At 47.9% G+C, this 15543-nt stretch carries 10 protein-coding genes; 2 read left to right on the top strand and 8 right to left on the bottom strand.

Annotated features, from left to right (window positions below):
- Window positions 1-32 precede the first annotated feature (32 nt).
- Window positions 33-3548 carry a M12 family metallo-peptidase gene (locus M2137_RS11785; RefSeq protein WP_280766643.1) on the top strand — a complete coding sequence of 1172 codons (3516 nt, stop codon included), beginning with the start codon at window positions 33-35 and terminating at the stop codon, window positions 3546-3548.
- A 113-nt stretch (window positions 3549-3661) separates the two neighbouring features.
- Here the strand turns inward: M2137_RS11785 and M2137_RS11780 are convergent, their stop codons facing one another.
- The 7 genes from M2137_RS11780 to M2137_RS11750 all read right to left on the bottom strand — a co-directional run bounded on the left by M2137_RS11780 (window position 3662) and on the right by M2137_RS11750 (window position 13167).
- Window positions 3662-4000: a T9SS type A sorting domain-containing protein gene (locus M2137_RS11780; RefSeq protein ID WP_280766642.1), complete on the bottom strand. Its 339-nt coding sequence runs from the start codon at window positions 3998-4000 to the stop codon at window positions 3662-3664.
- A gap of 81 nt (window positions 4001-4081) precedes the next feature.
- Window positions 4082-4996: a ribonuclease Z gene (locus M2137_RS11775; RefSeq protein ID WP_280766641.1), complete on the bottom strand. Its 915-nt coding sequence runs from the start codon at window positions 4994-4996 to the stop codon at window positions 4082-4084.
- Window positions 4997-5629: 633 nt separating this feature from the next.
- Window positions 5630-6862 carry an acyloxyacyl hydrolase gene (locus M2137_RS11770; protein WP_280766640.1) on the bottom strand — a complete coding sequence of 411 codons (1233 nt, stop codon included), beginning with the start codon at window positions 6860-6862 and terminating at the stop codon, window positions 5630-5632.
- A gap of 92 nt (window positions 6863-6954) precedes the next feature.
- On the bottom strand, window positions 6955-8649 hold the full coding sequence (locus tag M2137_RS11765) for a beta-xylosidase (RefSeq protein WP_280766639.1): 1695 nt from the start codon (window positions 8647-8649) through the stop codon (window positions 6955-6957).
- A 93-nt stretch (window positions 8650-8742) separates the two neighbouring features.
- Window positions 8743-10725: an OmpA family protein gene (locus tag M2137_RS11760; RefSeq protein ID WP_280766657.1), complete on the bottom strand. Its 1983-nt coding sequence runs from the start codon at window positions 10723-10725 to the stop codon at window positions 8743-8745.
- A gap of 40 nt (window positions 10726-10765) precedes the next feature.
- A complete protein-coding gene (locus tag M2137_RS11755) occupies window positions 10766-11986 on the bottom strand; it encodes an S-adenosylmethionine:tRNA ribosyltransferase-isomerase (protein WP_280766638.1) in 1221 nt (406 codons plus the stop codon).
- Between the two features lie 590 nt (window positions 11987-12576).
- On the bottom strand, window positions 12577-13167 hold the full coding sequence (locus M2137_RS11750; protein WP_280766637.1) for a TIGR00730 family Rossman fold protein: 591 nt from the start codon (window positions 13165-13167) through the stop codon (window positions 12577-12579).
- 153 nt (window positions 13168-13320) lie between these two features.
- Between M2137_RS11750 and M2137_RS11745 the strand changes: the two genes are divergently transcribed.
- On the top strand, window positions 13321-15036 hold the full coding sequence (locus M2137_RS11745) for an AraC family transcriptional regulator (RefSeq protein ID WP_280766636.1): 1716 nt from the start codon (window positions 13321-13323) through the stop codon (window positions 15034-15036).
- Between the two features lie 30 nt (window positions 15037-15066).
- Here the strand turns inward: M2137_RS11745 and M2137_RS11740 are convergent, their stop codons facing one another.
- Entirely contained in the window at window positions 15067-15510 is a 444-nt protein-coding gene (locus tag M2137_RS11740; protein ID WP_280766635.1) for a copper resistance protein NlpE, read from the bottom strand.
- Between the last annotated feature and the right edge of the window lie 33 nt (window positions 15511-15543).

Genomic DNA, 15543 nt, shown 5'->3' with positions numbered 1-15543 from the left:
ATCCCTAAATACTACCGCTATTAATACAAATAATGATGAATACTAATCTTCTCATTTTAGCCTTACGAATGAAGCTTGTCACAAAAACATGGAATTTAGGATTGTTCGTCTTCCTATTGATTTCCCAGGGATTGTTTGCTCAGCAAACGATAAATATCAATAAAGAAAGTAGTGGTCTGAGAAGCACCGGACAGCTTATGCCGGAACAAGCGGGCAATTATGCTTTAGGCAAACCGAAACAGGCACGTCTGTTTGACATCAATCCGCAGTTAAAGTCGCTTACTTCAGATAATAAAGGTGATATTCTGTTGCTCGACCTATTCGAAGACAAACAGTTTCGCGCTTCGGTTGAGCAGGTGACGCACGGTTATAACGGGATAACCGGCATCACAGCCAAGGTAGAAGGAATGGATTTTAGCTATTGCTATATCTCTGCCTCGGACGAGGGAACACTGATTCACGTGGATCTGGTAGAAAAGAATGCCTATTATATAGCTACCACAAATGCTGAAGGTGGTTATTTGCGTGCGTATAACAAAGAGGAATTAAACAAACAGCGGTTGGCCTGCCAGTCCGTTTTGCCTCCCGAACAGCCTGAAGTCATTTCATTCGAGCCACAGCAAATAAGTAATAGTCCACTTCAGACAGCCGCCGGTTTGACGACACGGGCTGATGAGTTGGAGGAGGTAACAATCAATGTGATGGTTGTTTACACGGAAAAAGCAATGCTATATGCTAAGACCCAGGAGGAGGCGAGTATTGAGAATATGATAACCTTAGCTATGCAAAAGGCAAACCAGGCATCGATTAATTCAGGAATTGGAATTATCTTCAATTTGGTGCATAGTTACCAGACCGATTATGTGGAGGTAAATAATAGTGCTGATTTGAATCATCTGACGAGTCCGACTGACGGAAAAATGGACGAAGTGCATCCTCTTCGAAGACAGTATGGAGCCGACTTGGTGATGTTTGTGCCGGAAGTTGATTTCACCGGAGGAGTGGGGTGGCTTATGACTAGCACGATAGGTAACCCGGCGTATGGCTTCGCCCTCTCACGCGTGCAGCAATTGAGCTGGACAACGACCATGGTGCATGAGATGGCGCACAACATGGGGTGCGGCCATCATAAAGATCAATCGAAACAACCCGGGCCGGGGCTTTATGATTATTCAAGCGGCTGGAAAGGAATTATCAATGGACAAAACCAATGTACGATCATGACCTATGGTAATGCTTATTATTGGGATGGTATCACCTCTTATGAAGAAATTCCTTATTTCTCCAGTCCGGATATTGACTATCAAGAATCAGGCGTCTATATCGGGGATGCCCAAACGGCTGACAACGCCCGGACACTTCGCCAAAACAAACATGCAACGGCGACTTATAAGACGTTGATCCGCAACACCCTATTGACCGATCTGAAGGTAGACGGTGTAACGATAGAGGGATTTGACCCTGATAAGGCGACCTATACCTATCGAACGGAAAAGGATACAGTCACCATAGAGGGCATCTCCTCTTCTACAGTAAAAGGCAATATCACAAAGGCCTATTTAGACCATGGGAATAATGTGTTTACCCTTTCGGTATCTTCTGCGAATAAGTATTACGGGAAAACCTATCAAGTGATCGTTAATCGCGTAGCAGTCGCTTGTGATTCCTCTCCAAGTGATCCCTCTTTTTCTGATAATGTGACTGCTCCTTCGGGAGATGATGACCTGAATCTGGACATGAAAGCGGGAACTCTTACAAAGCAAAGCCCTTATATCATAAGCTTAGTGGAAGGTCTTACTCCTATTTATGTGAGGGAAAATAGCTCGTCGACTAATTGTCACACCTATTCAAACGGAGGCAATTTTAATGTCTACTGGAAAGAATTAAGAATCAAAGTAACAAAAGATGGGAATTATACCTTTACCGGTAACGATAACCTTATCATGACACTGTTTAGTACCGAAACACCTTCTTGTACAGGCTTTCTTGACTCTTCGGGCTACTGGACAGGAAGCTCCAGCACCAGCACCGGTTATGGAAAAAGCGTTACGGCATCATTAAAAGCAAACACGACCTATTATCTGCGTATAATGCTCTATTCTCAGCCGACAACTCAATTTCGGATCACAGCATCCGGTCCCGGCACTTCGTATGCCGAAGCAGCCACTCCTGATGGAATGAGTTATACCTATATTGCCGTGGATCAGTCGGATAATAAGATTAAAAAACATAGTCCTACCGCTGATTTCAGGACTTTGCCGAACGGCAGCTATACGATATACGGTGTCCCCTATTCGTATGGAAGCCAGGCGAACAGCTTTATCGGGAAAACAGTAAGCGAGATTCAAAACTCCGCTTGCGTAATTCTTAGCCGTACTTCTATCAATATGACTGTTTCTGATCAACCCCCAACCTATGGAGTCAGTATAGGCAGTTTTGCCGGAGGAAGCGTCCGGGCTGCTTCGCCCGGTTCATCCAATGGTTCGGCTGTGCTTGCGGGAGAAACCGTGACCTTGACCATCAGTATCACCGACGGATATCAGTTGGATTCCATTGCCGCGTATAAGACCGGAAGCCAAGCTACGGGTGTATCGTTAAGCGGTTCAGGCAATCAGAATGGCGCAACACGCACATTCACCATGCCTAAATATGGCGTAACAGTCACTGCACTCTTTACGAAAACGCAAGAAAAACAGGATGAAGAAGCCGTTGAGGCGGCCGTTGAGGCGGTCGAAGGAGGCACCTATCGCGTGGCACAAACCGCCGGCAACACGGAAGAATCCCTCCGGACATGGCTTGTCAATACACTGAATAACCTATTTGGCAGTTCGCATAAGGTGGAGTTCCGTTCGTCGGGATCGTCCATGGTGGGGAATGTAGAGATACTCTCTTTCTCACCGGCCGTAGCCGGCACGAAAGAGTCTCCGGCAGGGCGTAACGGTTCGTTTACCTATACCGTTACCCTGATGCTTGGCGCCACCACGCTCTCTACGGAAACGACCTCAGGGACTATCCTGGCTATTCCTTATACTGAGACACCCGAAAAGCGCATCGAACTCTCCCTATTGAACGAATTGACGGTGCATATCCTGAACAGCGGCAACGTGGCGACCGGCGAACTGACCTTAGCTCTTTCCGGTACGAACGCGGATGTGTTCACGCTTCCGTCGGCCACCGTTGCCAGCCTGGCTATTGGCGCGGAAACAGATGTGACTCTTTCCGTAGATGATGATTTACCGATCGGCACCTATAAGGCGACCTTGACGGTTAGTGCTGAAGACCTTACCGCTGTGTCGCAGGCGATCACCTATGTTTCCACAGGAACAGCCCTCGATGGCTCGCAGGCGGAAACACTGAAGGCTGGCGTGCAAAGCGGCACGTTGTATGTCAGCGGATTGACCCCAGGTCAACCATGGAGTGTCTATATTATTTCAGGAATCCTTATCCATCATGGCTTGGCAGAAAGAGGGGAAGAAAGCATAACCCTTCCCGCCCGTGGTGTTTACATCATTACATCCGGCGATAACCGCATGAAAGTAGTTTATTAGAGCAAAACGGATCGATCCATATACTAAAAAGCCCCGACCATCATATTGGCCGGGGCTTCTTGTATCTCTTTATTGTTTGTTTTTCTATCAGAAGTGAATCGCTTGCCTCCTCTTTAGTGAATCAGCATTTTTCGCACAAAGGCGGGACCGATTCGTACCATATAGATTCCTTTTTCCAGATTTACATAGTATTCCCCCGATGGTTCTTTCATCTCTATTTCCTTCACCTTGGTGCCAACCACACTGAATATTTCCATCTTACTTCCGACAGGGGCGTTCGAAACGGAAATGCGGTTCTCGCTGACGGATATTTTAGGTTCATCCTTTTCTTCTTCAACTGTGGTGACATTTTGGGGTACAGCCACACCGGCGTCTGTTTTCTTTTCCTGTGCGGAAAGCCAAACGCCCGTTTGCAAAAGAAGCATTATGCCGATACAGTATACTATTCTCATCTTCTCGCCGCTTTATGCAAATGTAGGAAGATTTCCTCAATTGAGAAACATTTTGCGATTATTTCACGGATGGTAATGCAATCAAATGGGAATAACCATTCCCTCGTTTCCGGCAAGCGTGTCGGGGAAGATTTCCCGGGCCTCCGACAATAGTTGTGACATATCGTCGTAGCGCGCCGAATAGTGGCCGATAACCAGCTTTTTCACCTGGGCCTGCCGGGCGATTTCCGCCGCTTGCCGGGCTGTCGAGTGGTAGGTTTCCCTGGAGCGCGCCAGGTCTTCTTCGCCAAAAGTCGCTTCATGATATAAAAGATCGACCCCTTCGATCATCGGTATGATCTCTTCCGAATAGGCCGTATCGGAGCAATAGGCAAAACTCTTGGGACGAACGGCCGGGCGGGTCAACCGCGCATTGGGAACGACAGTGCCATCGGGCGTAACAAAATCGGCTCCCTGCTTTATATCCTTCATCATGCGCACCGGTACCTGATAGAAGTCCGTCATTTCACGAATGATATGCGCCTCCTTCTGTTTTTCTCGGAAAAGGTATCCACAGCAGGGGATTCGATGCTTCAGGGGAATGGTGTACACCTGTATGGAGCGATCCTCCATAATCAGGGCATGCTTAAACGGATCTACCTCCCGAAAGACTACTTTATACGGCAGGTGATGGCAGAACTGTGCAAGGACAGGAGTCAGATAGTCATTTACATCCCGGGGACCATATACGACCAGGTCTCCTATGCGTCCCAGCATTCCCAGCGTAGAGATCAATCCGGGCAATCCGAAACAATGGTCGCCATGTGCATGGGTGATAAAAATATGATTCAGCCGATTGAAACGGATGTGCATACGTCGCATCTGAAGTTGGGTGCCTTCCCCGCAGTCTATCATGAAAAGCTTTTCCCGTAGCCGGACGATTTGTGAAGAGGGCAGGTGGCGGGTCGTAGGCAGAGCAGAACCACAGCCCAGAATGTGCATATCGAAATCAGTCATGTATTCGTCCTCTCTTTGCCTGCAAAGTTACATAAAAACTTCTTTTTGGCAGGTACAAAATAAAAAACTTCCATAAAATGAGGCATATTCGCAAAGAATGTCTATATTTGTCCACAAATAGAATTATAATGCAAAAAAAGATTTACCTACCTTGTGTAAGTAAATTTTATAATATGAACCTTAACTAACTTTTTCTTTTTGTTTAAAACGGTTAAATGTGGAAACGGCCAGGCGTGAGCTTCGCCGTTTCTTTTTGTTTTCCCCCTATTTAAAGTGCTCGCAACCGTTTCGATTGGCAAACTACCCCCCTTACCATTCCTCTAAGTATATGACAAAACATTCATAACCTTCTTCCAATCCACGCTATTGTATGGTGTCAACTTTTATAGTAAACAGTGGCAAAAAGTGACAACCAATTTCAGGATAAGTCACAATTTCCCGCCAGATTTCTATCGTCGATGGGCTTCGACAGTACTGTCGAGGCGCATGGACAGAACTGTCGAAGGGCATGGACAGTACTGTCGATGCCCATCGACGATAGAATTTCCAGCGAACTAAAAAGGTTTACACGTAGTAAGCGAAGCAAAAAGCAGGGTAAAATGAGAAAGGGGGGCATTCCGGAAGGGGGTGATTTTAGCGCGGATTAGCTTCTCTTCGCTCTTTGATCGGCTTGCCGGGAATGGTATATCCAATGCTCCAATAGATATATTGCGCTTTACTAAACCGAGCCGCCCGGATGCCAAATGTCCCGAATATGTTCTCCTTTAGGTAGGCCTTCACCCCTACGATCTGATAGAAACGGAAGTCATAACTGTTGCCATGCAAAAGGTTGTATCCCAGATTGCAGAAAAAGGAGTGATGTGGGTAGGTCACTTCCCCCCGGAGAGAGATGCCCAATGAAAGCCTTTCGAAAAAGGAACCAAAGCGGATACGGTCGTAATATTTGCCATCCTCGGGGTGTTGCTGGCGCCAGGCGTGTGCTCCCGAGCTTTCATCATAGACAAACTCAATGCTCGGTCCCCAGCGGTATTTATAATTATTGGTGTACAAAGCCGAGAAGCTCAATCCGAATACTTTGAAGTTTTTGTCAATCAAACGGCTTGGCAGGTTCGTGCCAAGCGTATCCATCCAGATCTGTCGGGTGGTGGAGGTAAACGTAAGGTCGTAATTGAAATGCTCGTCAACCGGAGGCGGTGTCAGGTTCTTGTTGACAGACGGTTTTTCTGCATCATCCTGTAACTTATAAATCACCTCGATAAACGGAGCCGCCATGTTCAATCCTTTATTGGGCAATTGTTGTGCTCCGTTCGAGAAATGGGAAATGCCCAGGCCGTAACGCAGATCGACCCGCTTGGAGAGGGAGGTAGTCATATACAAGCTGGCGCCCACATGAATATTGACCGCCGACCCCAAGGCGATATTGTCCGGATTATCAAAGGCATCGTATGCTCTCCAGTTGAACGACATACCCAGGTTCAACTCGAAACCCAGCCAGGTTTTCCGGCTGAAATCCCGGATCCGGGCTCCTTGAAACAGATAAAGCGAAAAGGGATAACCCAGGGCTTTTTTATGGAAAAAGCGAGCTCCGTATAAGCCAATGCCATAGTAAGGCATCCCGTAAGCCACATCTTCCCAGCTGTCTCCCGAAGAGGAAAAACCATACTTCAGCGACAAAGCGCTATAAGCCGGCACCTTGTTTCCCTCTTTGATATAGGCATTGGTAGGAAGCACCACGCCTCCCATCGCATTGATGGCCAGAAATTGCGGGTCTTTTTTCTTGGTAAGGCTATCAACAATAGCCTCTTCCGCCAGCAGACCGCCGGCAGAAAGAAGCAATATCATCACCCATATACATTTTTGCCACATTTTATTTTTCAATAAGTAACGAGGCAAAATTAGTATTTTACACGCAGGTTGTGAAGCTATAAGCCTGTTTTAATTGGTTTGGATTGAATATATCACCAGGAAAGCGTAATAAGTGATACTCCCTGCCGTGGCAAGTCGAACACCACATCGATTCCTCCTCCCGACACGTTTCGCCATTCCGGCGACGAACACATCTGCAACTGGCCGCTGCGTTCCAGTAGAGCGTATTGCTCAGGCGTTGGATTCTGAGGTTCTCCCATGGCTTTCCACGCTTCATACGAGTTGCTGAACTTATCATCTATCCGGTAGTGATTCACCCGGACGTTTTTGCCTTTCAGTCCTTTTATATCCAGTTGAATATGAGCTGCTGCCGCTTTGATATCGTCATCGTGATAATTCCATACCATCACTGCTGCACTATGTTCATCTACACTGGCCAGGGCGTTTACGTCGGGCATCTCCCGCACGCTCTTCTGAGTCATCTCCTCTGCTGAAAGGGGTGCGGATGATTTTACGGCAACCAGGTCGCCTTTCATCATGCCGAACATACGGAACACATTCAACACGGGTTTATCCACCCCATTAGTCGCCAGATCCCGGAAGCCGGCAAACCACGCCTGGTCTTCAAACTCGAACGACCACGACACTGCTCCCAGGAAATTGACGCCGTATTTGCGAGCCAGTTCGTACTTGCGGGCAAAAGCGGCTGCCGTATAACTGGAATACATCGTGCCGTTACGGTAGGCATTCTGCGGATGGAAATCAATCGAACACGCGGCACATCCTTCCGGATCCGATTCACCAATAATAATGGGCAGATGCTTCAACTCAGGGAATGAGGCGACTATCTCAAAGCCGCTGGCTACGTTTAATAATTGGCGGCCGATATTCATGCGCACTTTTCCTTCTACCACACGCGGACTGCCTTTCGCATGAAAGCCGATATAGTCGAGCGGAGAGCCGGTTTTGCCGGTAGCATAGTTTTTCCCACGCAGGCAATGCTCTAAGAATTTCCGCAAATACTCGCTGGCCTTTTGGTTACTCGGATCTGTTGTGTGCGGGCCTCCGATGCGGGCGCGGGGGAAGGCTTTCTTCAGTCCGTCAGCCGCGTAGTCATACAGCATGCAATACTCTTCGAAGCTCCCCTGCCAATAACCGATATCCGGTTCATTCCATACCTCCCAATACCAGGAAGCCACCTCCTCTTCTCCATACTTTTCTACCGTATGCTTCACCCACTGATAGACCAGTTCACGCCATTTGTTGTAATCTTTCGGAGGATGCGTCCAGCCGGTAAAGATATTATTATAGGTACGCGACGGATGCCAGTCGTGCTGATAGGGCTGAGGGTTGACCGACAACGCCTCCGGCATAAAACCAATTTCCACCAAAGGCTTCATGCCTCGGGCGAGATAGGTGTCAAAGATGCTGTCGATGATGGTCCAGTTGTACACCGGGTTGCCCTGACTGTCTTCGGTATAGGCATTGGTCGATCCCCATTTCAGGGCAGCAGTGCCGTCGCCCGTCGTTAACAGGTTATGAGCGCGGACAAAGACTGGCGTATAGCTCAGTTCAGCCAGTTCGGTCAATAGTTTTTTACCATCCTTCATATAGGTATAGTTGGGTTCGTCATACCCAAACCAGGCCCAGATAGGACGCATCGGTTCGATTCTTTCTTGCAGATCGACCTCAATCGCTACCGATTGGGCGGCTGAATAGAAAGAGGCACTAAATAAAATACTCACAATAAACAGAGACTTGACAAAGGTAGTTTTTAGTTTTTCCATATCGCTATTTTATTAGTAGTCACACGATAACGCAACTAAGATACAGATTTACACTATATAAAACCGTTTGTTAAGTTTTTTTATCAGATAAGATCAAAACAGGTTATAATTCGTACGCACCACTTTAAATTCAGTTCGTCGATTGATCTGGTCGGCTATCTCCTGTTGTTCCGGGGTAAGTGTAAGGATAAACTCTTCGGTCAGTACTGTTCCCTCCTGCAGGAAGTCGTAGTTTTCTGCCATTCGTTTCGTGATCTCCTTGGGGGTGGTTTTGCCATATCCTTTGGCTTCCAGGCGTTCTTTGTCGATTCCTGCGGCAATCAGATAGTCTACGACCGATTGGGCGCGGCGCTGTGCCAGTCCTTCGTTATAGGCTTCGGTTCCTTTGCGGTCGGTATGGGCGCGCAGTTCGATGGTCACATTCGGATTATCATCCAGCATCTTGATCATCTCGTCCAACGCCTCTTTGGATTCAGGACGCAAGGTAGCTCGGTCGAAATCGTAAAATATGTTTTCAATAACCACCGGTTCATGGAGAGGTGAAAGGAAAAAGTCAACGATATAGGTCTCGTTCTCCTCCTCCGGCCCGGTCTTTAGTTCGAAATTCTGATTGAGATAGCCCCGCGCACTGGCCATCATCACATAACTGATGTCGCGTTCCAGCTCCACACGGTAGCTTCCGTCTTTGCGTACCGGCACACGCACATTCAAGCCGTCGCGCCCTACGATACGGATCACTGCCTCTTCGATCGGATACTCCTCCACATCCAACACAAAACCTTCGATCAATATGGTCACTGTCGGGTATTCAAACGAATAAAGGTGGTCGTAGCCCCGGGCATCGTTCCGGTTCGAGCTGAAGAATCCCCGCTCCTGCCGTCCGGCAAAGGTGATTCCGAAGTCATCCGCCATCGAATTGACCGGATATCCCATATTCTCTACCGTCCATCGTCCGGTGCTGTCTTGCGTGGCTTTGAAGAGATCCAATCCGCCCATGCCCGGATGTCCGTTGGAGGCAAAATAAATCGTAACCGAATCACGCACATAGGGAAACATTTCGTCGCCCGGCGTATTGATATCCGGCCCCAGGTTTTCCATCGGCCCAAAGCCTGTTCCAATGGCTCGTGCCCGGAAAATATCCTTGCCTCCGTAGCCACCTACGGCATCAGAGACGAAATAGAGATACTTCCCATCCGGTGAAATGGCCGGATGAGCCAGTGGGGTGACCGAGTCTTTCACCAATGCCACCTTCTCGCCTTTGCCCCATTGCGCGCTGCTTCGCTGTGAACGGTAGATCTCCGCCGTACGCGCATCGATCGGGTCGCTGGCACAGTAGGTGTAATACATGGTACTTCCATCCGCCGTAAACGAAGGGGTTCCCTCGTCGAACTCAGTGTTCACGCCTCCCTCCACAGGGATAGGCGCCAACCAGTTGCCGTTTTCATCCTGGGAAATTTCGTATAAATCGTTGCTGTTTGTGCCGGTAATAGCGCTTATCTGCTGATTTTCTAACGCCTTATTCGGACGGGAAGAGGCGAAATAAAGCTTGTCATAGTTCTCTCCCGTCAGCATCGGGCTGAACTCACCCCGCCGCGAGTTAAACTTATCCATCCGCTTCACCGTGTAACGGGTCGGGTTCTTCCGCATCTCCGGCGCCAGCTGGCTGCCTTTCAACCCGTTTTGTGCCAACAGATGGTCGGGGTAGCCGGTCAGGTATTCATTATAATACTTAATGGCTTCGTTGTATTTTCCCTCTTTCTGGTACATCTGCCCCAGGCGGAGATAGACCACACTGTCGGGATAATTATAGCGCAACGCGTTCATATAAGCGCCGGATGCCCGCGGCGTGTAGTTGATCAACCGGTTGCACTCCGCCATCCGGAAAGCCACATAGGCTCTGAGGTCGCGCTTTTGGGAAGATGTTTTCTGATAGACCTTGCGATAGATGGCCGCGGCTTCGTAATATTCCCCGATCGCCTGCTTCTCTTCGGCATCGCTTAATTTGGCCGTTTTGCAGGAAAACAATAACGAACCCAAGAGGAAGAAGAGTAGATAATATGACAAACGCGTTTTTATCATGACTAATTAACGCAGGAAATGATTGCTTATTGCCTTATTATAAGAGTAAAGAACTATCACCGTAACTCAGAAAACGGAAATCCTTTTCAAGCGCATAGTCATAGATGCTTTTCCAATCGCCCCCCACAAAAGCGGAGATAAGCAACAGGAGCGTGCTCTTAGGCTGGTGAAAATTGGTGATGATCCCACGTACGACATGAAACTGATAGCCCGGAGCAATCATGATCTGCGTGGCGGTGATCAAGCGGTCGCTTCCTGTCCGATCCAGGTAATCCAAGACATATTGCAACGCCTCCTCGGTTGTCAACCGGTTGGCCTCCTCGCGGTAGGGCATCCATTGATCGACCACCAGCGAATCCGCGTCGGCATCCGGCGTAGCGGCCAATTTCGTGCCGATGTAATAGAGGCTCTCCAATGTCCGGACGGAGGTAGTGCCGACGGCAATGACATGTCCGATGTTTTGTTTAATATGTTCGATGGCTGTGCGGGGAACGGAGATAAACTCCGTATGCATCTCGTGATCGGCAATCGTTTCGCTCTTCACCGGTCGGAAGGTACCGGCTCCGACATGCAGGGTCAACTCTTCGCGTCCGAAGCCTTTCCGGTCGAGATCAGCCAATACCTCGGGCGTGAAATGAAGCCCCGCGGTAGGCGCTGCCACCGATCCTTTGATGCGCGAATAGACCGTTTGGTAGCTATCCAGGTCGCTCTCCTCGGTTTCCCGGTGCAGGTAGGGAGGAATAGGCAACACACCCGCTGCGTCCAACAGATCGGCGAAAGTACAATCGGGATGATCCCAGGCAAACTCGATCTCGTGCGTATCGCCATACGTCGCTTTCTTTTCGGCTGTAAGTATGACCTTTTCACCATCAATAAGGATCTCACGCGTCAATAAACCCTCTTTCCATTTCTTCAGGTTGCCTACCAAGCATATCCAACTACAACGTTCCCGCTGCTGAAAAATCATCGCATAGTCGCGCGGCTCGGCCGGCTCTAAGCAAAACACCTCCACCCGGGCACCCGTTTCCTTCCGGAAAAGCAGTCGTGCCTGTATCACCCGGGTATTATTAAACACCAACAACGACTGGGGAGGCAGGTAATCGGGTAGGTTTTTGAAAACGGTTTCTCCCACCTTTCCCTCGTTGAAAAGAAGCAGTTTGGACTCGTCCCTTTTCGCTAAAGGGAACTTAGCGATACGTTCATCCGGCAACGGATAATCGTATGCATCAATAGGTATAGCCTGAATATCTGACAGCATAATTCAATAAGAATAGGAGGGCAAAGATACGGAAAGGTGAGGGTATATTCAAATCGGGAAGAATTTGAAGGTTTGTAGAAAGCACTATCTTGGCTCCCCTTCTTAGAAAAGAAGGGGGGGACCATCGCTTGCGATGGTGGGGTAGTTTGATGTATTAAGTTTGACGCATTAAAATCACACATTTGTTCTGTTTTGTGTATTTGTAACTATCAAGAAATAGGAAAAACATTTATCAAGAATTCAAACTACCCCACCGCTGCAAGCAGCGGTCCACCCCCTTCTTTTCTAAGAAGGGGAGCTTTTGGATACTTATTTCGGTATACCCTGTATCTTCCAATCTTCCTAAATTCGATCAACGGCAATCGTTGAACAACTCCCTGAAGGCATACGAAATATTAACAATAGTTAAAATGCTTCTTTTTCCACTCAAACCCCAACTTACGATTTGTAATTTCGGCGGGAGTTTACGCGCAAAAAGGCGGGACTTTGGAGACAAACTCCCGGGAGAAACATTTTTTAACGTATGGGTTTGTAAGCAAAAAGACGATTTTGCTTAAAATCTTTCATTTTAACAATTCTGTTTATCCGGACTATATCGCGGCGATTTTTCGTTGTCCTTTATCCCATAACGGCATGGAGTAGATCAGGTCTACTGCCTCCTCCGGGGTTTCGGCAACCGCCCACATCGTTTGATGCTGCGGACGCATAAATTGCTCGTCGACGGCGCGTTGCAGCATAGCAATCAAGGGGTCGAAATAGTGATTGGTGTTGAGGATCACAATCGGATTCAGGTAGAGCCCCAATTGCTTCCAGGTGATGATCTCCAGGAGCTCTTCCAGTGTGCCGCAACCTCCGGGCAGGGCAATAACGGCATCCGACAGGTCGGCCATCGTCTGTTTGCGCTGGTGCATGGTCTCCACCTCGATCATCTCCGTCAGGTGAGGGTGATGCCAGTTCTCCTTTACCATAAAATGGGGGATCACCCCGGTCACGCTGCCTCCGGCTTTCAAGGTGGCGTCGGATACCGCCCGCATCAAGCCGATAGAGCCGGCTCCGTTCACGACACGCAGCGTCTGCCGTCCCAACAACTCGCCCAACCGGGCTGCCGCTTCAAAATAAACCGGATCGATTTTAGTACTCGACGCGCAATAGACACAGACAGTTCTTATTTCTTTTATCATAATTATTGTTTACCGGCCGCTTGCCGATTTATTATAAACGTTTATTGAAGAACCAAAAGTAGAAAATTTGATTCAAAAGTGAAAGAAATCCAATTTCAGCGTTTATCTTTGTATGGTAGACCAATTGAATTGCAATTTACTCTTAACAAAGTGATGCCTGCTCGTAAACAACATATATACGTATTCCTGTTTCTATGGAGTATCCTCTTTTCAGCTTGTGAAAAAGAGAAAGTAGAAAACAGCCTGGCTCACGAAGCGTTCAACCCGGAGGAATTCCGGATCTACCAGAACGAGCTTCTGCCGGACTCTCTACTCCCCCTTGTTCTTGAAAAGAATAAACAGGCCAATGAAAATCACGATTTGGCATTAGAAATGATGCTGACCAATATCTTAGTCAACCGTTCGATGTTGAGTGGCGAGTATGAAGAAGGGTTAGGCCTTGCTAATCATTTTTTGCAGGGAGTGGTCCAAAAGGGAGATTCTTCGGCTATTTACCAGGCTTACTATAACGTTGGCAGGCTGTATTACGGCCAGGGATTGGCAGATATGTCGCTCGACTATTTCCTGAAAGCAGCTCAATACCCGATGACTGAAAAGGAGAAATGCCGTATTTATTACGCTATCGGGGAGGCATCGCGAAGCAGTAACACCGTTGAAGGGGTTAATTCCGAAGAATACTACAGCAAATCGGAAGAGATCGCCCATTCTCTCAACGATGCCGCCATGATAACGATCTCCTGCTTTGGGCAATCTCAGGTCTATTACGCCGGATTCGACGCCTACAAAGATATGCATCTCCCTATGAGTAAAGGGAAACGCGACAGCCTGCTTTATAGTACTGAGCTGTTGAAAAAGGGGTTGAGCTATGATCCGAATGCTAAAATATCACGCGCTGCGCTTGGGTTGAATTATTGTGCGTTGAAGGAATTGGACAAAGCGTGGGAGCATATTGAATACAGCGTGACAGAGTGCTTGAAAATACCGGATCAGACCCCTATCGGTCTGAATATTCTATCTTCCTATTATATCTGTGCCGGCCGCTATGATGAGGCCATTGCTACGTCGGAAGAATCGTACGCTTTTGCTGAAAAAAGAAATAAAAAGGGCGATATGTGTAATTCCGCCAGCCAATTGTATTATGCCTATAAGTATAAAGGAGATGCCCGGAAAGCGCTGGAGGCGCTGGAAACGGAGAAGCGGCTGGTAAAAGAGATTGAGAGCGCGGAGCGTTCTTTGAAAGTGATCGCCGGACAGATCGAGCACAATACGCGGTTGAAAGAAGAAGAGCTTTACCTGGCACAGGTCAAAGAGACTTTTTACAGGAGAATCAATCTCTTATTGTTTTCTGCCTGCCTTCTGTTCCTTCTTCTTCTTGTCTTCATTATCCGGTTGAATAATAAAAACCGCCACGCCTACAAGGAGTTGGTGAAGAGAAGCCGGGAATGGGCCGCCTACAACCACCCCCTACCCATAAGGGAGGAAAAAGAATCAGCAACCGAGCAACAACCACCCACGGAAAACGACCGGGATATCATTCAAGCTACCCGGGAACGAATCGTTCAGGATGAATTATATAAAGATCCTACACTCACTTTGGGAAGTATTTCCAAGTTGTTAAGCATTAAACGCACCACTCTTTCCCAGGCGATCAATCGGTCGACCGGGAATAACTTCAACTTTTTTATCAATGAGTTTCGTGTAAAAGAGGCCATCTTCCTGATGGAATCGGATAAAAATCACCCCCCTGCCAGCCGTATGTCCATGGAAGAAATTGCCTTCGATTCCGGATTCAACGACCGGGTTTCATTCTATCGTGCCTTTAAAAAGGTAACAGGGCTCTCACCTACCGATTTCCGAAAAAACCTGTAAGAGCCTGTTTTCTCCATTTTTTGTCTGAAATTACTGTTTCCGGAGGATATAGAGATCCGCCAGATCGCCGGTGATGCGTTCACCTTTTTCGTCGAGGGCGATCAAGCTGTTTTCACCTACCTGATATTGATCCCTGCTGTCGTCGTTCAGGATAATGATATTACCGGAATCATTCCAGCGATAAGCACCAGAGTCTTCAAAGGTATTATCTTCCTTACCCAGATAGACCCTTTTTCGTGTATATTGATCACCGGTCAAGGTAATCTCCACCTCTATGCCGGAGCAATCCGCACAAGGCATCGTTCCCGTATAGGTGCCTTCATAGTCTAAGGAGTTTCTGGAATTGTGTACATCAGCTACTACGGCGCTTTTCTCTTCAACAGGAGCCGCCTCTTTCTTTTTACTGTTACAGCCGGTCAGAGTAAACACAAACAAAGCGGCTGCCATTACTAAAAAAACACTTTTTCGTTTCATAATTCTTCTTGTTTCTATGTATAACAATAGAAA

The organism is Parabacteroides sp. PFB2-10 (assembly GCF_029893085.1).
Classification (GTDB): domain Bacteria; phylum Bacteroidota; class Bacteroidia; order Bacteroidales; family Tannerellaceae; genus QVMG01.
This window is presented reverse-complemented; position numbering and strand designations above follow the sequence as displayed.